Origin of the sequence: uncultured Flavobacterium sp., from assembly GCF_951805225.1 — a bacterium.
Lineage (GTDB): Bacteria > Bacteroidota > Bacteroidia > Flavobacteriales > Flavobacteriaceae > Flavobacterium.
Map to the genome: position 1 here is coordinate 3,951,415 of NZ_OX638201.1, position 24,365 is coordinate 3,975,779.

Consider the following 24,365-nt stretch of genomic DNA (forward strand, 5'->3'; position numbering starts at 1 on the left):
TAAAATTAAAGCTTTTAATAAATTAAACAATTATTTTATAACACAAACCTACTTCGGACTTGTAGCAATTACAAACTTCAAGTTGTTCTTCACTCCTATTTGCAGTACATCTACTAAATCCTGAACTTGTAAGTTAAACGGAATTCGAACGACAACGGTTTGTTGTTTGTCGGCTCCAATTTTTGACATTAAAGTCGTTTCGAGAGCATCAAATTCAACTGGCTGTTTGTCGATGTAGAATTTTTTATCTTCGGTAACGGATAAACTTATCAGTTGCTTGTTTGTTTTTTCATTTGATTTCGCTTTTGGCAAAGTCATTTTGATAACATTAGGATTTGCAAGCGTTGAAATAATTAAGAAAAACAACAGCAAGAAAAACATAATATCACTCAATGATGAAGTTGCTACTTCGGCATGAAATCTTCTTTTTCTTTTAATAGACATAACTTACGATCTTTGAATTATGTTTACAAATTCTAGTATTTGTTTCTGAATTTTTAAAGCAAAATCATCAATTTTTCCGTTTAATAAATGGTAAGCGCTATAGGCAATAATACCAACGATAAGTCCTGATCCGGAACTAATCATTTTTTCGTATAAACCTCCGGAAATGTTTCCGATACTGATATTTTCTGTAACCGAAATACTGTAGAAAATCTTGATAACTCCAGAAATTGTTCCAATAAAACCAAGTGTTGGCGCAATACCTGCAATTAATCCAAGGTGACCTAAACGACGTTCCATTTCTCCAATTTCGATATCTGCGGCACGATCCATGTTTGATTCAATTTCGGCAATTGGTCTTCCAATAACCAAAACTCCTTCTTTCAATATATTTCCAGCTGCGGTATTACTTCTTTCTACAATTGTTCTTGCCAATTCGATATTACCAGAATTTAGCTTATCGCCAACATCCTGCATTAATCGGCTGTCAATTTTTGAAGCTTTACTGATGTATAAATAACGTTCTATGATTACATAAAAAGTATAGAATAGTAAGATGGCAATTGGAATCAGGAAAAAACCTCCTTTTAAGATAAATCCTAAAACTGAGATTTCGGTATTTGGAGCAATTTTTTCAATAACTACGTTAGAAGCGGCGTTTGCAATGGTATCTGTTTGTACTTGTATAAAACTAAACATACATTAATTCTGGTTTTTAATAATTAATTCTAAAAAATATTTGAAATTTGCAATAAAGATAATTTTCGCTGTAATATAAAACTAAAAAAAACGAAAATTATTTCAATCAACAACACTTTTATCCAAAATAAATGAACTATCAGGAAACTACCAATTGGATGTTTAATCAACTACCAATGTACCAACTACAAGGCGCTTCGGCATACAAAGAAGATTTGACCAATATTAAGTTGTTGGCAGCACATCTTGATAATCCTCAAAATGGGCAAAAATATATTCACGTTGCAGGAACCAATGGCAAAGGATCTACTTCGCATATGTTGGCTTCGGTTTTGCAGGAAGCGGGATATAAAGTTGGATTGTATACTTCGCCACATTTAAAGGATTTTAGAGAAAGAATTAAAATCAACGGCGAAGAAATTTCAGAAGATTTTGTTTGTGAATTTGTCGCAAAACACAAAGATTTTTTTGAAGCGAATGATATGAGTTTCTTCGAAATGTCTGTTGGTTTGGCGTTTGATTATTTTGCTTCGGAAAAAACAGATATCGCGATTATTGAAGTTGGCCTTGGCGGAAGACTTGACGCTACCAATATTATAACGCCATTGGTTTCTGTGATTACAAACATTGATTTAGATCATACTCAGTTTCTTGGAAATACTCCGGCGTTAATCGCAGGTGAAAAAGCCGGAATTATAAAACCGAATGTTCCTGTTGTTATTGGTGAATATACTGCGGAAACTCAACCTGTATTTTTGGCTAAAGCCGAAGAAAACAAAGCACCAATATATTTTGCTGCAGATTTGATTTCCGAAGTTTTCCCTTCAGATTTAATTGGCGATTATCAATTTCACAATAAAAAAACGGTTCAGGAAACTATTACTGTTCTAAATTCTCAAAATGAATTTAAGGTTTCTGACGAAAGTCTAAAAGTTGGTTTATTGAACGTTGTAAAAAATACGGGATTACAAGGAAGATGGCAGCAATTGGGAGAAAATCCGAAAATCGTTTGTGACACCGCGCACAATAAACACGGATTGGCTGTTGTGATGAATCAAATAAAGAATGAAACTTTTGAGAATCTTCATATTGTTCTTGGAGTTGTAAACGATAAAGACTTGGATTCTATCTTGCCTCTTTTTCCTAAAAAAGCACAATACTATTTCTGCAGTCCAAATTCTTCGAGAGGTTTAGGCGTTGAAATCTTGAGGGAAGCTGCCAAAAATCACGATTTATTGGGAGAGAAATATGATTCTGTAGCCGAAGCTTTTGCTGCTGCGAAGGAAAATGCTGCTCAAAATGATTTTATCTACGTTGGCGGAAGTACTTTTGTTGTAGCCGAATTGCCATTAAACTAACGGAATTTTAAATTGTCTGAAAAAGACTAAAAAAACTTCTTTTATAATAAATTCAATTACAACGAGATAGGAAAAACTTTAAAAAAACTTTAAATTTTTAGCATCTTTTGTTTGCAGAACTGAAAAAGTGGCTTATATTTGCACTCGCAATCACAAACGATAGCAACCTAGTAAAATAGGGCGATTAGCTCAGCTGGTTCAGAGCACCTCGTTTACACCGAGGGGGTCGGGGGTTCGAACCCCTCATCGCCCACCAAATTCCAAAAACTCCAAAGTCATTTGATTTTGGAGTTTTTTGCTTTATACATATTTCATGAATTTTATTGTTTACATCTTATTTAGCGAAAGCAAGAATAAATTCTATATTGGATTTACTTCTAATTTAGACGAAAGGCTTATTCGCCATAATCAAAAAAGCAAAGGTTTTACAGGGAATGTAAATGACTGGAAAGTAGTATATACTGAAAACTATGAAGCCAAAGAATGTGCACATAAAAGAGAATTAAAAATTAAATCTTGGAAAAGCAGAATCAAAATTCAAGAATTAATAAAAACTAAAGATTAGCTCAGCTAGTTCAGAGCATTCCGATTTTTCATCGGAAGTGGTCGGGGGTTCGAACCTTCCGATGAAAAATCGGAACAAGCTATCATCGCCCACCAAGAAACTCCTTAAGAAATTAAGGAGTTTTTTTTATGTCTTTTTCTCCGAAACTATACAATGGATAAGATACAAATTAAATTTAGGCAATGATTAGAACTTATATTTTTCTAATAATTCTTCTGCTTTCAAAGTAACCTCATCTACTTTTTCACCACAGAAATTATAAATAATTAGCTTTCCATTTTCTTTGGCAGTAACACAACGAACTTCATGAATTTCTTTTCCAACAATTACTAATCTATGAAATTCTCGAAACATATATTGATCACCATTTTCAATTGATTTCATGATAATTTCAATTACTACTTTTCCATTTTCATCAACTACTTTATCTATTCGCTTTATTCTTTTTTGATTGGTTTTTCTAAAAAAGAAATATTTGTATTTTGACTTAATCTCTGTTTTTAATGTAACATTTTTTTCTTCACAACGATCTTTAGTTATTCGTTTTAAATTTTTTGCTTCAATATTTTGGAACATTAAAAGAATTATTATCAATGATAATATGCTTCTAAATTTTGTTGTCAGTTCTACTTTATAAAATTGGATCATATTCTATTTGTTTAAAAATGAAGTTTTGTATTTTTAATCTAAAGCCATAATCATTTTGGAGATAATCTCGCAAAGTAATTTCTGTATTCAAATTATCATTTATATCAATGCTAATGTGAAAATCAAAAATTTTCAAACCATCAAACCAAGCCGTTGTGACATATGGAAGTTTATCTATAAAATTAATATCATTGTAAAATTTAAGTAATTCATCTTTTATTTCTCCCAACCATATTATATATTCAATTAACAATAATGAAGAATAGAGGTCTGGCTTTTTCTCTGAGAAAATAAAACATGCGTCATCTCCCCATACAGCTTCATTTGGCACATTTTTATTTAAGAGAACTATGTTTTTAATTTTTTCAGAAATTTTAATATCATAATTCCCACCATTAGTTTGAGAAATAATGAAATCTTCAATTATTAATTTTGTAGCATCTTTTTTTATTTTTGAATCACGTAAATCTCTATAAATTTTAGTATTCCAACTATATTCACTGTCTATTTTTGATTGTAATTCTTTTAATTTTACCGTTTGCCCCAGATTACTTGTTTTCAAACTTTCATCGATAATTCTAGAGGCAAATATGTTACTTCCTACTATATTATAAGTCTTAGCCAGAATATATTGTTCTTCAAAGGTTAACTCCTTCAAATCCTTTAGAAAATAAATGATATCATATAGCTTTTCAATGCTTTTTTCAGAACCATTTGATTTTAAAAACTCAGATTCAGCATCAATAAACTCTTGGGTTATATTCTTCATTAATTTTATTTTTTAAAACTAATATAGAGAGAATTTTTCTAAGATCACTTACTCTAAAGTTCTTTTGAAATTCTACAAAAATGATTCGTAAACAAGTTCGTAAATACTACATGGAAACTCCTTAAAAAATTATGGACTTTTTATGTTTATACTTTTCGGATGTTAAAATTTTAGATAAAGGATATTAAAAATCAATACTATATTAAGTCCCATAAATGATGTTAGTGAGCAGAAAATACTATTTTAGTCGAGAATTACTAAAATTAATAATCAAATGAAAAATGTTCTTGTAATAATTATTTTAATTTCTTTTAAGATTACAGCCCAAATTTCAGAAGCTCCCGGATTAGCACTGCCGTTAAATAATCCTAAAAATCATTATCAGGAATTAGTCAATACTTATCTTAATCCAAATAGGAACAGTGAATTTAATCACAATAATTACTCTTTTAATTACACAGATTTTGATTTAAAAAAAGAGAAAATCGTTAAAAAAATTAGCATTGATAACAATAGTGACGGAATCAATGAATATCATTTAAGTTTTAATCCAAAAGGAAAAATTGTACTTTGTGAAGATTTGCTCAGAAATTATACAATGACTTACGAATATTTTGAAAACTTAATAATCGTTACAAAAAAGGCCCGGAATTCAAACTATAAAAATATAGTACAATCTGCGGAAATCGATTCGATATTTTTTGACAAAAACGAGAATATAATAAAGCACTCTTTCACAATGAAAGTGTCTGAAAAATTTGGCAAGAATTATAAAAGAATCGTTGTTGAAAACCAATTTTCAAAAGATAATAAGCTGGAAAAAAAATATTACAGTTCAATTGACCATATAAATATTCCGTTAGAAGAAGTTCGCGAAACAGTATATCAAAATTACAAAGATTCAATAGTTGAAAAAGATTATTATATCTATAAAAATAAATTATCGGCAAGTGACACCATTACATACAAAAATAATTTTGTCTCAAAATCAGTTTATTATCTAAACCAAAATAACAAGATCTTCAGAATTACTAATTTCGGTCAAGATCTTTCCTTAAACACTGAAGTTTTCATAAATTATGATGAGTTTGGTAAAATTACTGAATTCCTAAGCTCTCGAGGTTCAAGTGGATATTTTAAATACAATAGTAAGGGCAATATTACTAGTATTAGACAAACACTTGGAAAAAATGAAGACTTTCAATACGATTGTATTTATGACAATCACGATCGGTTTATATCTGCAGAAACAGATGGAAAAAAAATAAAAGAATTTGAGCGCAACTATACTTATGACAAATATGGTAATTGGGTTACTTTAACGTTTATGAACACTGACGACACAACTACCAGAACAATAATTTATTATTAAAAAGAAACGAAGACTATTTATAAGCACTTCAAAATATAATGTTTTTCTAAATAATTGTATCTCACAATTTAAAACCTGTTTTTTACCAATTGGGAAATTTCTGAGAAATTTTAAATATCTTTGAATTATGAGCACACTAATAAAACCAAATCACATAGGGCGAAAAATAAGCCGTATTCGTGAACTTCGAGATATGAAACAAGAAGCTTTGGCGCAAGCTTTAGGGATGAGTCAACAAACTGTTTCGGCTATTGAAAACAGTGAGACTATTGATGATGAAAGACTTGTTGAAATTGCAAAAGCCTTAGGAGTAAGTCTGGAAGCGCTTAAAAATTTCTCTGACGAAGCCGCAATTAGTTATTTTAATAATTTCTACGATAATAGTCAAGGAACTGTCGGGAATAATAATCATCAATGTACGTTTCATCCGCTTGATAAGTTAGTTGAATCTTACGAAGAAAATAAAAAACTATACGAACGTTTAGTTCAGGCAGAAAAAGATAAAGTTGAGTATCTGGAAAAAATAATAAAAGGAAAGTAACCTTTTAGAAAAGCAAAAACTCCTTAAGAAATTAAGGAGTTTTTTTATGCTTTATACTTTCCGAATAATGATTACAAAATCAAATGCATTTGCAAAGCAATTTACAGATTTACTGTATTATAATTTTTAATCGTATTTTCGTTTTGCTTAAAATATTCCATTTATAAATTAGAAAATATTCGAGCTGCCAAAACTTTATACATCATTTTAGAATACTATAAAACAATGGATATCTATAAAGAAACATTTGAAACCTGGAACAAAATTGCTTCATTATATCAAGACAAGTTTATGGACTTGGACTTATACAATGATACTTACGATTTTCTATGTCGCGAAATTGATAAAGCAAATCCAAAAATTCTGGAAATTGGTTGTGGTCCCGGAAACATTACAAAATATCTATTATCAAAACGTCCAGACTTTGATATTTTCGGGATTGATATTGCACCAAATATGATTGAACTTGCAAGTAAAAGCAATCCAACAGCAAATTTTGCTGTAATGGACAGTAGACAAATTGACGAAATCAAAACAAAATATGACGGAATTGTTTGTGGTTTTTGTCTACCGTATTTATCGCAATCAGACAGTCAAAAACTTATTGGTGATTGTTACAATCTATTGAATGAAAATGGACTTATTTATATGAGTTTTGTCGAAGGCGACCCAAATAAATCAGACTTTCAAGTTGGCAGCAGCGGTGACAGGATTTTCTTTTATTATCATAATTTAGATGAATTAAAAAAACAATTTACTGAAAATAAATTTGAAAAACTTCAAACATTCAAAGTGGAATATAAGAAATCAGAAACCGAAATTGACATTCATACGATATTAACGGCGAAGAAAACTTCTTGAATTAAAGTGTCTTATTCTGTTTTTGGCACTTCTCTCCAAGAATAACTTTTGTGGACTATTTTCCAGATTCCTCCATATTTCAAGATTAAAAAATAATCTGTAAAAATCCGCTTGTTTGGTATTACGATTTCGGCTTTGGCTATTGCGGCATCTTTTTCGATGTCAATTGAAATAATCTTTCCAATTCTATTTACTTTTTCTCCCGTTTTTATATTCGAAATATATTGCTCGCCAGAACGTGTCCACAAAGTATCATTTGCAACGGTATATAAATTAAATTTAGGATTAAAAGCTTTTCTTAGTCTTTCGGGTTGTCCATTTGCAGTGCCTTCAATATAATCCAAAAGAATTTCTGTGACTTGATCTGAATCGCTTTTTAAAATTGTATTCGAAGTTTTCGAATTGGTTTTCAAAATTGACACTACTTCATTGGCAACTTTAGTTCCAGAACTCGGATCTTGTCCGGTTACAAATCTTCCGTCTACGATATAAAAAGCATCTCCGCCTTTTTCAGAATAAACAAAATTCCCCTTATTTTGATTAATTGCATCGTTCATCGCAAACGGAAACGACTTGTAATATTCTGCATTTTTATTCTCAAACTGATCCGGATAACCTGTAATTTTTTTTCCTGCATAAAGCGATTTTCCGTTTTCATCTTTTAAGTAAACAATTCCGGCAGTTCCGTGACAAATTGCCGAAACAACTCCGTTTTTACTATAAATCGTTCTTGCTATTTTTTGAATAACAATATCTTCGGCAACTCCAAACATTGCTGCGCCGCCGCCACTATAAAAAATGGCAACATAATCACTTGAAATAATTTCGGTTGGTTTCATCGTATGTTCCAGTTTGTCCATAAACCAACTGTCATACAAATATTTTTTTTGCAAATTATCAGATGTATTGATATATCCAATAGGAATCGCGCCGCCTTTGGGACTTATAAAATCAACGGCATAACCGGCTTTTATAAATATGTCATAAGGAACGACGATTTCTTCAAAATGATTGGCGGAAGGAATTTTAGTATTTCCATAAAAATCCTGATTTGAAGTCACAAATAAGATTTTATTTTGCGAATGTGCACTTGCTGACCATAAAAATATCCGAACAAGTATTAAAACTATTATTTTATTCATTTGCTGAAAAATTAATTTAAGTTCTTATTCTTTTGCTTTAGCTAATGGAACCTCAACGGTTTTATGCGGAGATCTGGTTGAAATTTTGTCTACTATAAACCAATCTTCATTTATTTTCATGAGATTAAAATAATCTGTAAACAAAAGTTTTGGAGTGCTGATTTCGACTTTGGCAGCAGCAACAATATTTGTAATATCAATAGAAACAATTCGTCCGGACCAATTAGCAACTTTAGGATATGGTGCCGTTTTGTAGCCTTTTATATAATTTGATTTAGACACAATATTCACTTTATTGTCGGCCAAATATTTCAGTTGCCACGAACTATGAAATGACTTTGCAACTTTAACCGAATCACCAGTTCCTTGTCCGTCCAAATATAGATTAAGTGTTTTTTGAATCAAAAGCCAATCATTTGCAGGTTCAGTTGATTGTGCATTTGCATTCAAAAACAAAAGAATTAAAGGAATAAATAAAAACACTTTTCTCATTTTTAAAATTTTTAAGTTATTAATAATGAGTGCAAATATCCCGAAGATGGATTTCGAAAAGGTTTTAATTTATAAAGTAGAACTCTTAATTTATAATATTAAACTGATTTTGAATGTGATTTTTGATATTCGGCAGGAGTAAATCCCGTTGCTTTTTTGAAAGCAGTAAAAAATGTAGATTTTGAACTAAAACCGCTATCATAACCTAAACTTTCGAGTGTAAAATTATTTTCGGTTTCTAATAATTTCTTTGCTTTTTCGATTCTATATTCTTTTATAAGATTTGAAAAAGACTTCCCTAAAATTTCATTTACATATTGAGATAATAAATGCTTGGTTACTTTCAACTCTTTTGAAGCTTCTTCAAGATTAAAATCAGGATTGAGATATAATTCTTTCTCCGTTATTATCGAGAATTTCTGGCTAATTAGATTCAGCATTTCTGCATCTATTTCTTTGTTTTTATATTTCTCTTTTTCCTGAAAAAATACACTTTCGCTGCTATTTCTAAAGATTAAAAGCAAAACAATTAAGTACAAAATAAATGTAAAAGACAAGGCTCCAACAATATAAGAAGTATAAGCGGCGCTGGAATAAGCCAACCATATAAAGGCAACTCCAAGATAAATACTCAGAAACCACACTTCTATTTTTTTCAGACTTTCTTTTTCTTTGAGTTTTTGAAAAATGGGCTGAATGTATTTAAAAGACAAAACAATATAAATAAACCATTGAAAATATATTGCTTTTACAATCCACCAACTCCAAATTTGCTGATGTTCGACATAAGGATATAAAATCCCCAAAATGGTTATTCCGCCTAAATAAGGGATTATATGTTTTGCCCAATTTTGGTTTTTATCTTCTTCATTTGGCTTTAGACTTAAATAAAGAAAAGGACCAATAAGAATACAAGCCGAAAGTCCGATTTGAATAAAAATATTCGATAAATGAGGATTAAAGTAGAAAAATACAGATTTTATAATTCGAATACTTAAAACCAACAGCAACAAGGATAAAAAATAGTTTGCAAAAATTTTCTTTTTGGCATTTATAGCAAAATAAATTGAAAGTATAAAACCATTAAAAGCGCCTAAAGCACTAAGAAAAAAAAGTAATTGGTTTGATTCCATTATTTTTTAGCTGAATTAATATGTGTTTTATTCCATTTTTGGTTAAATCTCAATTCTGCCAATTTTTGGTAAAGATTTTTTAATCCATAAGTTCCAATCATTCCATAGTCACTCATTTTTTTTACTTTGCCATTATTAAACGTTATTTTCAAATATCCAGTTTGGTCATCAGTATGCATTACATAATATTCTTTGTTTAAATTTTCAAAATCACAATAATTTAAAAGTTCTTCTAATTTATCAAATTCTACTTTACTGATTTTTGTCGAAAAAACACCTTCTTCTTTACCATAACCAACACCGTCTTTTTTATTGAAGTTATAATACTGAGCATTAAAAATTGATAAGGAATCCCGATTTAATGTAAGTTTATAAACTGGACAAGAACCAAAACAACCGGAAGTTCTAAATTCAATTTTGGAAATTTTATTCTTTTTTGGATTTTCATTATATTCGATAAAGTCGCCAAATTTAAAGGTCAAAATAGCTTTTGAATCTGCATATTTCTCTTTTTTTTCATCCACTAATTTTTGTTTATGAATAACTAAGAAAGGCTGAGAATTTATATATTCAACTTTTGGGACAATTGGGCTTTCGAATTCTTTATCAATATGAAAAATTTTTGGTTTATTTTTCCCATTATTCATTAATACGATTGGTGAAAAACTACACGATTCTTCCTCTTCAATTTCTGGTCTAAAACTTATACAATCATGATTGTCTCCAATAGCAAGCAAATCAGTGTAACCATCATTATCAAAATCAACTTTTGTATAATTTGTTTTGACATTGAGTTTATTTGCTAAAATCTTATTTAGGCTATCATAGCTATTACTTCTGTTGAAATCCTGAAGATTTTTTAGTTCATATTTCTTGTAATTAGTATCACTTTGTCGAATGAAGTTTTCTATTTCTGATTTAGTTTTTAGCCGATCTATTTCTGATTGAATAATTGGAGTTTTGACAAAAGGAGTTTTGATTACTGGAATTTGAGCAAGTTCAGTTTCTTTTTTACAAGATGCAAAAACTAATACAATTAAAAATAGTTTTATGATTTTCATTTTTAGGTTTTATACTTTATAGTTTTAAAAAATTCACTTTTTAATTCTTTACGATCCATCCTGATTCTCTTTCCTCAAACAAATTGTAAATCTATATTATCAAGAATTCTTTGTCTGACTAAAACCAAACATTGACATTGAAAAGAAAATTAAACCTAAGAGTAGAAATACAAAACAATTCCAACTTTTGTTTTCTAATCTATTAAAATTATTATCTGACAATGTTAAATAATTAGTTGTTTTCGATTTAATACTTTGAATACTAATATTTTCATTAAAAAAGTATTTATCACTTATAGATAACGAATCTACTCTTATTAATTTTTCCCGATAATCTTTTTTATCAATTCCAAGATATATAGAGTCGCCTATATATACATCACTCATTATTTTTTTTACCGAAGTTGCTTCTAAAGCCTTATTGTCTATGCGAAAAACCAACTCAGGATATTTTTTTAATCTGATATTTATATGGCTGTGTTTGCTTTTTACATATTCAATTTTTTCTGATGTTATATCGCCAAAAACAATTATGTCTTTAGATTTTATATCTTCAACGTGCAATGCATTATATGCTCCGTAAAAGAGTAAAGTGCTAATTATTAAAAATATAATAGCTAGTTCTTTCTCTTTTTTTCTTTCTTTTAATTCTTCACATTCTGTATCGTGTTTTTTGCCTTTTGTAACTTCATTTTTTAATTCAAAATAATTTTCAAAATAGTCGCTTGATATTTTTATTCTTTCTCCACTTTTAAAATATAAGGTTATTTCTTCCCATGTGTCAAATTTTCCCTTTAACTGTTTTTCAGTCCAACTTTCAAGTTCATCAAGTTCATAGACTTTTTTTTCACTTCTTAAAAAAGACCACTGAATTAACTTGTTTTTTGTAACCGTAAAATTTTTTATTGAAAATAAATTGAGCAAAATAAACCCGGAAGCTATTAAAGATAAAATAAAGAAAATCAAGCAAAAGTTTTTTGCATTATTGTTCGGTGTATATTTTATGAAGGTATAAATTGCAATTATTAAACAAAATAATAAACCAAGAAAATGGCTTTTCCAATAACCTTTTTTCTTCTTTGAATTCAAATAATTATCTGTCAATTTTTTGTTTGTTTTTTTAGATTCCGAATAACTTATTTATTCAAAGTTATAATACTTTATACCACGAATTAAACTTTCTTTTGGGCTAATATAAGAAATATCTTTATTCTAAATAATTAATTAGTTCAAGTTGAAATGGATATAAAATCAAATTATCTTATAGAACGTTTCTTTAAATTCTGAATAAAACAGACCGTAATTATTATAAATAATCATATTCAGAAAGTCTGGATTATTAAATCAAATAGTGAAGAGATTCCAAAAAAAAGTAATAAATTACATCAATAAAATAACAGCCTGTATTAATTCAAACATCACAAATGGAACAACAAAAACAATGGTCAATCGATGAAATTCAAAAAATATGGCAATTGGCTTCAAAATTACATAACGGACAAAAATATGGTGGTTTTAGTGATGGTGAACAAGTTGAGTATCTAAATCATATTGGAAGTGTTGTCTTTGAGGTTTTAAATGCAATTCAACACACAGAAAATATCAATTCTGATTTAGCAATTAAATGTGCAATACTTCATGATACGATCGAAGACACGGCAATTACATACGAAAAAGTAAAGGCTCTTTTTGGTCACGAAGTTGCAAGTGGCGTTCTTGCGTTAACAAAAAACGATCAAATTGAAGATTCGCTTGAAAAAATGCGAGATAGTCTAAAAAGAATTAAAGAACAGCCAATTGAAATTTGGGCTGTTAAAATGGCGGACAGAATTACAAATCTATACGAACCTCCGTTTTACTGGAAAGATGAAAAAAAGTTATTATACATGGAAGAAGCCGAAATTATCTATGACGAATTAAAAGATGGAAATAAATACTTGGCCGGAAGATTAAAAACAAAAATTAAAGAATACAGTCGTTTCTTGACTACGCCTCAAATTAGTTAACATAAAAGCTTTATAAATACTATAAAAAACTCCTTAATTACTTAAGGAGTTTTTTTTATGTCTGAAACATGGTTTATAAATCTTACCGATTATTTTAAACCTCGCTCTTTTAATATATTTTCTAATTCCTTATCATCATATTTTGGTTTATTAACTAACTTGTAAATTAGAAATAAAGGTATTAAAGTCAGAAAACCCCAAGTGTTTTTTGCAACGCTGTAAACTACAATTCCTACTAGAAATCCAATTAAAAAAGCATTAGTTATAGAAGTTGATTTCCTTTTTTTTGCTTCTTGCAACAATTCCTGATCTGTTAATTCTGATAGTATTTTTTTTTCCATTTATATTATTTGGTTTTTGGTTTTGTAAAATAAGTGGCTTTTCTTCAAGCTAATATAAAAATATTATTTCAACAATTAGTCTTTTCTGGATAGTTTCACTAATCTGACCATTTGATAAATAGCATGATTTTTCAGAGACAATGATCTTGCAATTTCCGGAATACCTTGCATATGTACTTCGCATAAATAACCAAAATCGAGTTCAGAAACTATTTTAGCATGTGCTGAGATTATTTCGCTTATTTCGTTGGTTCTTTTTGGCACTTCTACATATACTAAATAAAAACCTTCTGAGTAATCTAACGGGTTTGCTATATGTTGCAGCAAAGCATTATAATCCTTGTTTTCCATGTTAATTGATAGTTTTAATTTCAAATATTATAATTAAGCCGGTTCCCAAAGTTCTATTTTATTATCATCGGCATCGAGAATATGCACAAATTTTCCGTAGTCATAAGTTGCAATATCATCTAGTATTGTTACGCCGTTTTCTTTAAGTTTGGCTACAAGTCCTTCGATATTCTGAACTTGATAATTAATCATAAATTCTTTTTTGGATGGAGAAAAATATTCGTCTCCTTTTTTGAAAGGACTCCACTGAAGTGAATTTACTTTGTCTGGATTATTAATATCTCGGGATTCAAAAGTCGAACCCCAATCATTTGTTTCCAATCCAAGATTTTTAGAATACCATTCTTTTGTTTCTTTTGGATTCTCTGAAAAAAAGAAAATACCTCCAATTCCAGTAACTTTTGGTGTTGTATCGTTTGGCAAATTTGAATCTTCCATATCAGGTTGTTTTTTAGTTGTCTATTTACAAATTTAAGAACTATTATAATCGATAGGAATTATTAATTAAACTTTTGATTTTATTTAAAAAAACAAAAAAACTCCATCAGCCGCGGCTGATGGAGTTTTTAAAATTCTATTTTCTCTTTTATATTTTACTTTCTAAAACCCTTAAAACATAGATTTATTACCACGGACTAACTTCTGATTCATCATCAATATCGTTACTGAAAAATTTTCCGGTTGGCGCATTATCATCCGTAACAGTATGTTTGATGATAAAAGTTGCTGCACTTTCTACAGTTCCCGGACCTGAATGATGATTAAAATCTGTGGAGGTATAACCCGGATCAATTGCATTTACCTTAAATGGTAAATCTTTTAACTCATACGCCAATCCAATTGTAAAAGCATTCAGCGCCGCTTTTGAAGTCACATAACTTGTTGCTTTAAAATTATAATATTTCCAATTAGGATCACTGTGCAATGTTAGCGATCCAAGTCCTGAAGTTATATTACTAATTCTTGGACTTTCTGATTTTTTAAGTAAATCCAAAAATGCCTGAGTAACACTAATAACGCCAAAAAAGTTCGTGTCAAATACATGTTGAATATCGTTAATAGCTGTTGTTGAAGCGCTCTGAGGAAATTCACCACTTATTCCGGCATTGTTAATCAGAATGTCTAATTTTCCTTTTTCGCTTTCTACAATGTTTTTTGCAGCCAAAATTGTATCCGGATTTGTAACATCAATTTGAATCGCTTTGATATTTTCGAATCCGTTTGCGTTTAGCTCTTTTACAACTGCATTTCCTTTTTCAAGATCGCGCGTTCCTAAATAAACGAATAAACCTTTTTGAGAAAGTTGTTTTACCAATTCTAATCCTATGCTTCTATTTGCTCCTGTAATTAATACTGATTTCATTTTTTTCTTTTTAAATTATTAAAACAAAGGTCATTCGTTTAAAAACAAAATCATTTGCCATTTGGCAAAAAGCGATTTTAACTGATATTTTTTCTGATTCGGCTCAAAGAAGATTGTGTAATTCCTAAATAAGACGCAACATAAGATAACGGAACTCGGTTAATTACATTGGGATATATTTTCAGAAACGTTAAATAGCGCGTGGTTGCATCTTCTGAAACTAAAGGACTTCTTCGTTCTACTTTTTGTCGCAATGCTTTCGAAATAATTTTGTGCACAATTGCATCCCAACCCACAATAGTATCTAAAAGTTCTTTCCAGTCTTTTTTAGAAAAAACGAGTACTTTGCAATCCGTAATTGCCTGCACGTAAGCATTTGAACAAATATCATTTTCGAAACTTTCCAAATCTACCACCAGATTATTTTCGTCAATAAAATATTTGGTGATTTCTTCGCCTTTATTATTGTAGTAACAAACACGTATAACGCCTTCCAGAACAAACCCAACTTGCTGTGCAACTTTGCCTGCTTCTGAAAAATACGAATCTTTAGGAAGTTCTAGTACGCTTGTTTTCTTAGAAATTAACTCAATTTGCTGTTGGTTCAAATTTCCAAATTGTAATACATATTCTATAAATTCTTTCATACATGCAAGTTAAACAAAGTTTTTGTGGCAGGATTTGCCATATGGCAAAAAAACTTAAACCCTGCTGACATACTCTTGTCACACGACCCTTTTACTTTTGAAGTATTAAATAAACAAATTAAAAACAAGAACATGAATTTAGCATCATTAAGAATTATCACTGCCGACATCAAACGTTTGGTTCCGTTTTTAGAAAAAACAACTAATTTGAAAGCGACTTGGTATACAGAGGACTTTGCAGAAATAAAAACGAGTTCATCAACTTTGGCGATAGGAAGTACCAAAACATTAAGCCTATTTGGAGAAGGAATCGCTCAACCTGCCCATAATAAAAGTGTGATTATAGAATTTCGCGTTGACAATGTTGACGATGAATATGAAAGAATTAAGGATTTTATCAAAGATGTTGTTCAGAAACCAACCACAATGCCTTGGGGAAATCGTTCGTTATTATTTCGTGATCCTGATGGTAATTTGATTAACTTTTTCACGCCTGTTAGTGCAGAAGCTATTCAGAGATTCAATTGATTTTAAAAACTAAAAACTCCAAAGTCATCTGATTTTGGAGTTTTTAATGATTTATATTAAGAAAATTAATCGCCTAATAGCTTTTCTGTTTTGCTCAAGAAGTTTTCTGTAGCTTCTTCGATATTCAGGTTCATACGTTCTGCTAATACGGTCAACCACCAAATTGATTCTCCTAGTTTATGCTGCAGTTCTTCCTGCGTATTTCCTTTTGGCCAACGCCCTTGTTGCGACATAACGTGACGTCCAACTAAACCAGCATCAGTTAAGAAAGCCAAAGCATCTTCTTCTACACTCCATTCACTTCCATGATGTGCGCGCTCAAGTTCGTGATAACGTTCTCTTATTTTTAAAGAGCGCTCTTTTAATTGTTCAAAATCTATTGATGCCATAATTAGTTTTTATAAAATGATTCTTTGAACGTTACGGGACTTACGTTTGTTTTTTTCTTGAACAGTTTATTGAAAGATTGCGGATGTTCAAATCCTAATTTATATGCAATCTCTGCTATTGATAAAGTTCCGTTTGTGATATATTCTTTAGCTTTTTCGATTAATTTATCATGAATGAATTGTTGCGTATTTTGCCCAGAAACATTCCGAAGCAAATCGCTCAAATATCTTGGAGAAAGCTTGAGTTCGTCAGCTACAAATTGTACGGTTGGAATTCCGTTTAGGATTGATTTTTCGTCATTGAAATAATCATTCAAAAGTTTTTCTAACTGAGAAAGTACATCATTGTTAATGGCTTTTCTGGTAATAAACTGACGGTTGTAAAACCTATTGCTATAATTAAGCAAAAGTTCGATTTGCGAAATAATCACATCCTGACTAAAATTGTCAATACGTTCGTTGAGTTCATTTTGAATATTAGCAAATACACCCAAAATAGTTTCCTTTTCTTTCTCTGATAAATACAACGCCTCTGAAGCCGAATAAGCAAAAAAGCCATATTTCTTGATATTCGTATTTAAAGAATAAGGACGAAAAAAATCCGGATGGATATTCAGTGACATTCCGCTGTAATCAGCTTCTTCGTCTTGCATTTTTAGAATTTGTCCCGGACTTACAAATGACATTCCTCCTTCTTCAAAATCATAAAAACCATGTCCGTATCTCAATTTTCCGCTGAAATTAGTTTTGAACGATATCTTGTAAAAATTGAGAATTATGCCGTTTTCAAAATCTTTTGGGTCAAAAATAGCTTCACCATAATTCAAGATACTAATAAGCGGATGCATGGGTTTGGGTTGTCCCATTGCTTTATGCAATTCAGAAATTGTTTCGAATATTTTAGGTTGATTTTTCATTATTCAGATATTGAAATCATTAAGATTTGAATTGCTTCATTTACAAATTTACGAAATGTTCTACCGTTGCAATGTTCCAGCTTACAGTACTTTGATCGATCATATCGTGAACAACTGAATCGCGGAGTTCTGTCATTAATTGATGCATCGCATCTGTACCGTTTTCTTTACTATCCCAGAAAAGCATATCGTATATAACGCCTTTTTTGAGTTCAAAAATACTTCTGGATCTAAATCCTTCCTGACGTTTCAGGAATTCGTCGACTTCTTTATTGGCTTCAATAAATTGCTCAATTGTAAATCCGTTAAGTCTAAAAGTAGTGAGTTCTATTGCTTGATTTTTCATTTTTGAGATAAATTAAAAAGTAAACATTGCTTTGATATTTTGTACTTGCGATTCTGCGCCCAATTTTATTCTTTCATCATACAAAGCATTGGCATCATTTCCTGCAACATACCTTAGTTGGTTTTTATTATCTGTTGCAGCTTCGTAAACAATTTGGGCAATATCTTCGACTTTGCTGTAATTTGCAATTTGTTCGGCGCTATATCCTTTACTAACTTCTTCGGTTAATTTTGCGTAAGCATCGTGTTGACCAATTTCCATAGAACGAATAGCAAAATCAGTTTGCATTCCTCCAGGCGCAACAACTTTTACCTGTATTCCAAATTGAGCCAATTCATAAGCCATACTTTCAGAAAAACCATCTACAGCAAATTTTGTTGCGCTATAAATAGAACAAGTAGGAAATCCGATTAAGCCAAATGTTGAGGAAATATTTAGAAAAACACCGCTTTTTTTCGCTCTGAAATGTGATGTAAAAGCTTTTGAAACCAAAACTACGCCTAATAAATTAGTGGTTATCTGACGCTGAATTTGTTCTTCGGTTAAAGATTCTAAAGCTCCAATTAATCCGTAACCGGCATTGTTCATGACAACATCTACGGAATAAGAATCGGTTACTTTTTTAATAGTAGAATTAATTTGTTCAGAATTTGATACGTCAAGCGGAAGTAAAATTATATTTTCGAGATGGTTTAGTTCTGTTTCTTTTTCAGGATTGCGCATCGTTGCAATTACTTGCCAGCCTTTACTTTGAAATAATTTTGCGGTTGTTTTTCCTAATCCTGATGAAGCTCCGGTAATGAAGATTGTCTTTTGCATTTTTTTATTGTTTTAATATTACAATGCAAAAGTCCGATGAAATCTAAAGTTGAATGTAGCCACTTTGGTTCTTGTGTTAGCCAAAATGACGAATGCTGATTTTTTTTAATCTAACACATAGAAACATAGATTTTGGACGCATAAAAAAGGCGTTTCACTTATTTAAAACACACAGAGTTGGTATGTATTATAAACTAGTTTCTTTTTAACCACCTTTTTATAAATAAAGTCTATGTTTCTATGTGTGAAATAAAAAATATGAATTACAATTTAAACTCTTAACGAACCGCGAAATCCTCTGGCAGCATAATAAGAATCTGCTCCGTTGTGATATACAAAAACAGTATCGTAACGAAAATCTGAAAAAATGGCGCCGCCCAATTTCCTGATATTTGCCGGAGTTTGAATCCAACTTGAAGTTTTGGCATCGAATTTACCCAATTGCTGAAGTTCGCGATATTGTTCTTCGGTCAGGATTTCGATTCCCATTTCTTCTGCTAAATTAATAGCACTATTTGCGGGTTTATTTTCTTTTCTTTTTTCTAAAGCTTCATGATCATAACAAATGCTTCGGCGCCCTTTTGGACTTTCTGCTGAACAATCATAGAAAATATATTCTCCTGTTTTCACATCAAAACCTACAACATCGGGTTCTCCTTCTGTTCTTTCCATTTCGTCAAGTGACCAAAGTTTATCTGAATTTGCTTTTAGTTTTGCTTCAACTTTTGACCATTCAAGACCTTTATGGCGTTGCATATTTTTTTCGAAACGAGTTTCTAAGACACTCAATAATTGTTCTTGCTGTTCTGCTGATAATTTATTTTGTTGACTCATGTTGTTCTGTTTTATGGAATCTTAAATCTGATCTTAATTTCAAACTCTAATCTTTCAAACCTTTTCCGTTCAGAATGTTTGCGATACTATTTTCTACTCTCGATTCTCTGGTTTTGGATTGTTTCGGTTGAGAAAAATATAATAAATAACCTCTTTGTCTTCCTGGAGTTAAGTCATAAAAAGCTTGTCTTAAATCGAGCATTTCGTCCAATTTCTTTTGAAACTCTTCTGCAACTTCAAAGTCAGTTGTCTTTTTAAGCGCTACTTTTAAGCCTGCTTTTTCGATTTCGATTGCCTGATAAATGTAGGTTTTCAAAATAGCTTTCTGTTCTATTATTTCGTTAAGATTCGTAAATCTAATTTGGCGTCCAGCTTGTACATTTTCACTTTGATGTACCAAAATATCGTTGGTGTCATTTAATAAAGCGCCTTTGAAAAACAAGAACGCGCAATATTCTTTGAAGGCATGAATCAAAACAACATTGTTTTTACCTAAAGTATAACAAGGACTTCCCCATTTTAATTCTTCATTCAGTTGACAATCAAGTGCAATTTCACGTAATTGTTCTTGTTCTTTTTGCCATTTTTCGGCTTTATCAAAATAAAAATCAACTTCAGGATTCATAGTATTTTATACTTTAAGTTCTTACTATGTATTAAAATTCATACGTTATGCTAAATTATAAAATCTTACGAAAGAGAAACTTAAATTTATGAGATTTTTAGAATAGTAGATTTTTGATACAATTAATATCCGAACTTAATATCCCTTTCTTTTAAATATTCTAAGTTGACTATTTCACTTTTAATACCATCTTCAGAAATTGTCATTTTTAATATATCTTCTAATGGTGATTTACTCACAAAAATTTCATTTTCGACTTTCTTTATTCTTTGATATCGTCCATAAAAATTGATTTCCTCAACATTTAAGTTCGTCGTATTTATAGCAAAAATTCTGTCCGTATGTTTGTCCATATACATGACGATTAAAAACTCTGAAAAAAATTTGATAAAACTGCAACCAAGCGAACTCATTCCCATAGTATTAATTATAGGTCGCCAATTCACAATAATTCCTGATTCTAATTTTATTCTTACCAAGTCTTTCCCCACATCATTACATTGCCACCAAGCAATCTTATTTTCGCTAGTCGCGGTCATGTAACTTGAGACACTATTTTCGGTACCAAAATTATCAATCCAGGTAATTTCGTCTTCCTTTATTTCCGTATTGATATTATCCAAAAATAATTCGTCTTCGATTTTAAGTAACGTTTTATCAATTACTACTTCTACTACTTTCGGTTTACGACTTTCATCTTCTACATGAACTTCTAATGGCAATCTTTCCAGAGTTCCTTCAAATCGTTCTTCATTTTTATCTATCTCATTCTCCTCTACCGAAAATTCATATTTTGCAACCACAACATTTTCTTCATTTGGGTTTCTATTATTTCTTTTTATATAAAGAATAACAATTACTATAATAAAAAGTATTGCGATAGTAAAGAATAGATCCATTGTCTTTTTATCTTAATTTATATTTCCTTCGTTAATCGATCCATTTCTTTTAGTAAAGTTGGCATTCTAAATTCGCCCGCCATTTTTTCTACTTTCGCGAAAGCATCTTCCAGTTCTATACCAATTGCAGTAACATATAACGGCTTTTTACTTTCACCTCTAAACCAGCTTTTTTTGTCTTTTTCGATTGAAGCAAAATTTGTTTTCGCCACACCAATAATCACAACTTCTTTATTTAGTTTTTCATATAAATGTCCGCCTAAACCGTATTTTTTTTCATCGTCCAGATAAACAAAACCATCAACTATAATGGCTTCAATATTTTTCAGATCGAATTTATTTAGAACACTCAGAATACAAGGTAATTCTCGTCGATAGAATTCTCCCGGAATATAATCTTCGACGTTATCGATTATTTCTGTGTGAATTTTGAAGTTTTCACTTTGATTCCATTCTGTAAATTCAAGGCAAACTGTTTTTGCTTTTCCGTCGTAGTAATAAGTATCGAATGCTAATATCATAATTTTGGCATAATAGTATCGCCTACACTAAGTGTGTACGATAGTTTTGGATAAGAAAAATTCATAACGCTATTTTCTTGTCCTCTTAATTTAAAAAATTCTTTTTGTTGATCTTCATCTGCTAAAGTCAATAATTCTCCATTCGAAAAATAAGGTAAATTATCCTTAAATTGTATAAAAGTTTTTGATTTTCGAAAAGTAATCTCAAGCCATTTATTATCTGATTCTGATCGTTTAGGATTTGGAAGTGATTCTAAAATAATCTTATGATGAAACTTTGCATTAGCTTCTAAAGAAAAAATAACAACTGAATTATGTGTTAATGAAATTTCAAATTCTTCATTGGTGATTCTGTCTTTGAGTTTTAGTTTTCGGATGTTTTTTTCGATTAGTTTCTCAGGATTTTCATAACAACTAAAAAGTCCGATATAAGAATCTGCTTCTAAATCCAAACATTGATCTGAATGATATTTCATTGTCGTATAATTACAATCGTATCTTTCTATCAACGCATTATTGAATTCTAATTGTGGCAAATCATCCGTTGTATCATTTATAGTTTCTACTATTTTATGATGAATCTCAGAAAAATTTTGCGCCGGTATATTGTACATTGTCGTCGTTCTCACAATTGGAACACCTTTGTCACTTACATCAACCAAATGATTTCCTATTCTTCCTTTGGCAACATCTTCAAATTCTGCAGAAAGTAATAATTCATCGAATAAGTTCTTTTCTAAAGGCAGTGTAATTTTATAAAAATCTGACTTATTCATAGTTTCTTTTATGGCGTTTCAACTTAATATATTGGTTTTTCATAATCGCCCGAATTCATACTAAAGTGAATTTTTCCATATTCTACTTTCTTTTCAGTACTATTTTCTTCGTAATATGAATTTCTCAAATCGACCATCATTTCCGGAGTCATTTGTTCTAATTTAACCAACTCATTATTTTCTTTAATATACGTTTGACCTTTGATATATACAGCTTCCAGATTTGAACATCGGGCAACATAACCCATTCTAATCGGGATTTGATCGACATTTAAAACCGATGGTTTAATCTCATGCGTGTATAATCTATTGGTAGAAAGCGGAATTAAAAAAGCCGAATTTGGATATAAAGTAACCGTAAATTCTTTGTCTAAAGTATCATCATTTACGGTACTTTTTAACTTGAAATGAAGTCTCGTAAATCCGCTGCCTTTTTTATAACACCAATCGTATCGATCTTCTTTTGATGGTTTTAGTTTGTCAAAATTAGATTGATCATAAAAAGTACAAAAAGCAATAAGACCATCTTTTGGCATATCCTTCGTTTTATCAGAATGTGCTTTTATTTTAGATTTTACCTCTTTTGCATTTTCTTCCGTTTTCATTTTATTCTCATAAATCTGAACCAAAACGTGATTGAGTTTTGTTTCTTCTTCAAAAGTATATTTCACGGCATCGTTTAATGCATTTATTATAGTATGATCTGCATTACGAAAATTATCTGTTGGTCCGGTAAAATTACTGGAGCATCTCAAAAGGCGAAAATTTAATCTTTCGTCTTCGGTTTCTTCTTTTGAAACTTCAGTCAAATAAATTCCTGTTCTTAAAGCGGTAGATTCTTTATTCGATTCTGTTAAATGCTGAAAAATATGTTCTGATTTGATTGTATCAAAATAATCATCTTCATCAAACATCTTTCTAAAATAAACTCCGGCATTGCTCACCAAAATTGGAACTTTACCCAATTCTATTAGATGAATATTTTTTTCGTTTCTATTTTCATAATTTGTAGAAACTTCTTTAATTATATATAAAGTATTATCATCATTTTGAAGTTGATCGATATCTCCGCATACATAAATCTTTTTATCGTCAAGCGAAGTTGTAATTTCAGAAAGATTGTTTACCACAATTCCGCAAAAATTATCGATTAGATATTGAAGTTCCGAAGTTATTTCTACATTTTCTTTTAAAACAATTAAAATATTTTTGTCTTTAGAAATTCTGTTTTCAAGATGAAATGATGTCATTTTTATTGGATTATTTTGATAAGCTTTAGGTCTTTTTACTTTTTTATAATGGCTAATATAGAACTAATTTTATTACATGTTTTTCCATAATAGGATTTCTTTCGGGCTTATTATTTCATATTTTAATTTAAGTTCTATCCAAATATTTTCAATATATAGTATCGAATCAAGATCTTCAGAACAAAAAATACTATGTAAAGAAAGATTGTAATTCCTGTTTTTTGTAAAGTATGATTTAAAATCTCCTTTTAGTTTTATGTAAATAAGTAGTAAATCCCAAATATCATCATCATTCACAAATTTTCTTCGGAGTATATTACTTTTAATTTCCTCAAAAGATAAATCTTCTTTAATTTTTTCTTCATAATCATCGAAACAATCTGAATATTCTCCACAAACAAAATCACCACTTCCGCTAGTTTTATATTCTTTCGTTTCTTTATTATAAACTATCGGTCCAGCTCCAACTAATCTTCCTCTTTCATCATCTTCGTAAAAATCTCTATGTTTATACGTTATAAATATATACTTAGAACTGTCTATCAATTTATTAATAACATAATCATTCCCTATCGAATCATTTATCATTTCCTGAACTAAGTCTCTATTTATCTCCATAAATCTATTTTATTTATCTCTTGAATTATTATAAAACTTTAAAAACAATA

At 30.2% G+C, this 24,365-nt stretch carries 32 protein-coding genes and 1 tRNA gene; 8 read left to right on the plus strand and 25 right to left on the minus strand.

The window, feature by feature from the left end; genetic code table 11:
* Positions 1–48: 48 nt before the first annotated feature.
* Together WN975_RS16470 and WN975_RS16475 are read right to left on the minus strand one after the other, a co-directional pair.
* Positions 49–444 carry a biopolymer transporter ExbD gene (locus WN975_RS16470; protein ID WP_140507103.1) on the minus strand — a complete coding sequence of 132 codons (396 nt, stop codon included), beginning with the start codon at positions 442–444 and terminating at the stop codon, positions 49–51.
* A gap of 3 nt (positions 445–447) precedes the next feature.
* Positions 448–1,143, minus strand: a complete 696-nt coding sequence (locus tag WN975_RS16475) for a MotA/TolQ/ExbB proton channel family protein (RefSeq protein WP_099709612.1) — start codon at positions 1,141–1,143, stop codon at positions 448–450.
* Positions 1,144–1,274: 131 nt separating this feature from the next.
* Between WN975_RS16475 and WN975_RS16480 the strand changes: the two genes are divergently transcribed.
* From WN975_RS16480 to WN975_RS16490, 3 genes are all read left to right on the plus strand, one after another.
* Complete coding sequence (locus WN975_RS16480) at positions 1,275–2,501, plus strand: folylpolyglutamate synthase/dihydrofolate synthase family protein (protein WP_337967464.1); 1,227 nt, start codon at positions 1,275–1,277, stop codon at positions 2,499–2,501.
* Positions 2,502–2,679: 178 nt separating this feature from the next.
* A tRNA-Val gene (locus tag WN975_RS16485) sits at positions 2,680–2,757 on the plus strand.
* Between the two features lie 57 nt (positions 2,758–2,814).
* Complete coding sequence (locus WN975_RS16490) at positions 2,815–3,066, plus strand: GIY-YIG nuclease family protein (protein ID WP_337967465.1); 252 nt, start codon at positions 2,815–2,817, stop codon at positions 3,064–3,066.
* 186 nt (positions 3,067–3,252) lie between these two features.
* On the opposite strand, the gene WN975_RS16495 is transcribed toward WN975_RS16490, so the two are convergent.
* The gene (locus WN975_RS16495) at positions 3,253–3,714 is read right to left on the minus strand and encodes a hypothetical protein (protein WP_337967466.1); all 462 of its coding nucleotides are present in this window, start codon (positions 3,712–3,714) and stop codon (positions 3,253–3,255) included.
* Entirely contained in the window at positions 3,698–4,483 is a 786-nt protein-coding gene (locus WN975_RS16500; RefSeq protein ID WP_337967467.1) for a hypothetical protein, read from the minus strand. Before WN975_RS16500 ends, WN975_RS16495 begins: the two co-directional genes overlap by 17 nt.
* 274 nt (positions 4,484–4,757) lie before the next feature.
* Between WN975_RS16500 and WN975_RS16505 the strand changes: the two genes are divergently transcribed.
* The 3 genes from WN975_RS16505 (at position 4,758) to WN975_RS16515 (ending at position 7,257) form a co-directional block, all read left to right on the plus strand.
* Positions 4,758–5,855 carry a hypothetical protein gene (locus tag WN975_RS16505; protein WP_337967468.1) on the plus strand — a complete coding sequence of 366 codons (1,098 nt, stop codon included), beginning with the start codon at positions 4,758–4,760 and terminating at the stop codon, positions 5,853–5,855.
* 127 nt (positions 5,856–5,982) lie between these two features.
* The gene (locus WN975_RS16510; protein WP_337967469.1) at positions 5,983–6,396 is read left to right on the plus strand and encodes a helix-turn-helix transcriptional regulator; all 414 of its coding nucleotides are present in this window, start codon (positions 5,983–5,985) and stop codon (positions 6,394–6,396) included.
* A gap of 225 nt (positions 6,397–6,621) precedes the next feature.
* Positions 6,622–7,257, plus strand: a complete 636-nt coding sequence (locus WN975_RS16515; protein ID WP_337967470.1) for a class I SAM-dependent methyltransferase — start codon at positions 6,622–6,624, stop codon at positions 7,255–7,257.
* 11 nt (positions 7,258–7,268) lie between these two features.
* Here WN975_RS16515 and WN975_RS16520 read toward each other — a convergent pair whose 3' ends face one another.
* The 5 genes from WN975_RS16520 to WN975_RS16540 all read right to left on the minus strand — a co-directional run bounded on the left by WN975_RS16520 (position 7,269) and on the right by WN975_RS16540 (position 12,189).
* Positions 7,269–8,399: a nuclear transport factor 2 family protein gene (locus WN975_RS16520; protein ID WP_337967471.1), complete on the minus strand. Its 1,131-nt coding sequence runs from the start codon at positions 8,397–8,399 to the stop codon at positions 7,269–7,271.
* A gap of 24 nt (positions 8,400–8,423) precedes the next feature.
* On the minus strand, positions 8,424–8,891 hold the full coding sequence (locus tag WN975_RS16525) for a nuclear transport factor 2 family protein (protein WP_337967472.1): 468 nt from the start codon (positions 8,889–8,891) through the stop codon (positions 8,424–8,426).
* Positions 8,892–8,989: 98 nt separating this feature from the next.
* Positions 8,990–10,024, minus strand: coding sequence for a helix-turn-helix domain-containing protein (locus WN975_RS16530; RefSeq protein WP_337967473.1), 1,035 nt, complete (start codon positions 10,022–10,024; stop codon positions 8,990–8,992).
* Complete coding sequence (locus WN975_RS16535) at positions 10,024–11,085, minus strand: DUF6438 domain-containing protein (RefSeq protein WP_337967474.1); 1,062 nt, start codon at positions 11,083–11,085, stop codon at positions 10,024–10,026. Before WN975_RS16535 ends, WN975_RS16530 begins: the two co-directional genes overlap by 1 nt.
* A 99-nt stretch (positions 11,086–11,184) precedes the next feature.
* The gene (locus WN975_RS16540) at positions 11,185–12,189 is read right to left on the minus strand and encodes a hypothetical protein (protein WP_337967475.1); all 1,005 of its coding nucleotides are present in this window, start codon (positions 12,187–12,189) and stop codon (positions 11,185–11,187) included.
* 320 nt (positions 12,190–12,509) lie between these two features.
* Between WN975_RS16540 and WN975_RS16545 the strand changes: the two genes are divergently transcribed.
* Positions 12,510–13,091: an HD domain-containing protein gene (locus tag WN975_RS16545; RefSeq protein ID WP_337967476.1), complete on the plus strand. Its 582-nt coding sequence runs from the start codon at positions 12,510–12,512 to the stop codon at positions 13,089–13,091.
* 89 nt (positions 13,092–13,180) lie between these two features.
* Here WN975_RS16545 and WN975_RS16550 read toward each other — a convergent pair whose 3' ends face one another.
* The 5 genes from WN975_RS16550 to WN975_RS16570 all read right to left on the minus strand — a co-directional run bounded on the left by WN975_RS16550 (position 13,181) and on the right by WN975_RS16570 (position 15,793).
* Entirely contained in the window at positions 13,181–13,432 is a 252-nt protein-coding gene (locus WN975_RS16550) for an FUSC family protein (protein WP_337967477.1), read from the minus strand.
* Positions 13,433–13,507: 75 nt separating this feature from the next.
* The gene (locus WN975_RS16555) at positions 13,508–13,783 is read right to left on the minus strand and encodes a hypothetical protein (RefSeq protein WP_337967478.1); all 276 of its coding nucleotides are present in this window, start codon (positions 13,781–13,783) and stop codon (positions 13,508–13,510) included.
* 33 nt (positions 13,784–13,816) lie between these two features.
* Entirely contained in the window at positions 13,817–14,221 is a 405-nt protein-coding gene (locus WN975_RS16560) for a VOC family protein (protein ID WP_337967479.1), read from the minus strand.
* 187 nt (positions 14,222–14,408) lie between these two features.
* Entirely contained in the window at positions 14,409–15,146 is a 738-nt protein-coding gene (locus WN975_RS16565; protein WP_337967480.1) for an SDR family NAD(P)-dependent oxidoreductase, read from the minus strand.
* A gap of 77 nt (positions 15,147–15,223) precedes the next feature.
* Complete coding sequence (locus WN975_RS16570; protein WP_337967481.1) at positions 15,224–15,793, minus strand: Crp/Fnr family transcriptional regulator; 570 nt, start codon at positions 15,791–15,793, stop codon at positions 15,224–15,226.
* A 132-nt stretch (positions 15,794–15,925) separates the two neighbouring features.
* Here WN975_RS16570 and WN975_RS16575 point away from each other — a divergent pair, with 132 nt between their 5' ends.
* Entirely contained in the window at positions 15,926–16,321 is a 396-nt protein-coding gene (locus WN975_RS16575; protein WP_337967482.1) for a VOC family protein, read from the plus strand.
* 65 nt (positions 16,322–16,386) lie between these two features.
* Here WN975_RS16575 and WN975_RS16580 read toward each other — a convergent pair whose 3' ends face one another.
* The 11 genes from WN975_RS16580 to WN975_RS16630 form a co-directional block, all read right to left on the minus strand.
* Positions 16,387–16,710 (minus strand): MazG-like protein, encoded by a 324-nt coding sequence (locus tag WN975_RS16580; protein WP_337967483.1) that lies wholly within the window; start codon positions 16,708–16,710, stop codon positions 16,387–16,389.
* A gap of 2 nt (positions 16,711–16,712) precedes the next feature.
* A complete protein-coding gene (locus WN975_RS16585) occupies positions 16,713–17,627 on the minus strand; it encodes an AraC family transcriptional regulator (protein ID WP_337967484.1) in 915 nt (304 codons plus the stop codon).
* Positions 17,628–17,667: 40 nt separating this feature from the next.
* Entirely contained in the window at positions 17,668–17,973 is a 306-nt protein-coding gene (locus WN975_RS16590; RefSeq protein WP_337967485.1) for a hypothetical protein, read from the minus strand.
* A gap of 12 nt (positions 17,974–17,985) precedes the next feature.
* A complete protein-coding gene (locus WN975_RS16595) occupies positions 17,986–18,792 on the minus strand; it encodes an SDR family oxidoreductase (RefSeq protein WP_337967486.1) in 807 nt (268 codons plus the stop codon).
* 270 nt (positions 18,793–19,062) lie between these two features.
* Complete coding sequence (locus WN975_RS16600; protein ID WP_337967487.1) at positions 19,063–19,626, minus strand: DUF4256 domain-containing protein; 564 nt, start codon at positions 19,624–19,626, stop codon at positions 19,063–19,065.
* Between the two features lie 46 nt (positions 19,627–19,672).
* Positions 19,673–20,251: a DUF1801 domain-containing protein gene (locus WN975_RS16605; RefSeq protein ID WP_337967488.1), complete on the minus strand. Its 579-nt coding sequence runs from the start codon at positions 20,249–20,251 to the stop codon at positions 19,673–19,675.
* Positions 20,252–20,373: 122 nt separating this feature from the next.
* Positions 20,374–21,150: a hypothetical protein gene (locus WN975_RS16610; RefSeq protein ID WP_337967489.1), complete on the minus strand. Its 777-nt coding sequence runs from the start codon at positions 21,148–21,150 to the stop codon at positions 20,374–20,376.
* 17 nt (positions 21,151–21,167) lie between these two features.
* A complete protein-coding gene (locus tag WN975_RS16615) occupies positions 21,168–21,671 on the minus strand; it encodes an endonuclease V (protein ID WP_337967490.1) in 504 nt (167 codons plus the stop codon).
* A complete protein-coding gene (locus WN975_RS16620) occupies positions 21,668–22,447 on the minus strand; it encodes an alpha-ketoglutarate-dependent dioxygenase AlkB (RefSeq protein ID WP_337967491.1) in 780 nt (259 codons plus the stop codon). The genes WN975_RS16615 and WN975_RS16620 overlap by 4 nt, the downstream gene beginning before the upstream one ends.
* Before the next feature lie 23 nt (positions 22,448–22,470).
* Positions 22,471–23,697 (minus strand): hypothetical protein, encoded by a 1,227-nt coding sequence (locus tag WN975_RS16625; RefSeq protein ID WP_337967492.1) that lies wholly within the window; start codon positions 23,695–23,697, stop codon positions 22,471–22,473.
* 72 nt (positions 23,698–23,769) lie between these two features.
* Positions 23,770–24,315: a hypothetical protein gene (locus tag WN975_RS16630; RefSeq protein ID WP_337967493.1), complete on the minus strand. Its 546-nt coding sequence runs from the start codon at positions 24,313–24,315 to the stop codon at positions 23,770–23,772.
* Between the last annotated feature and the right edge of the window lie 50 nt (positions 24,316–24,365).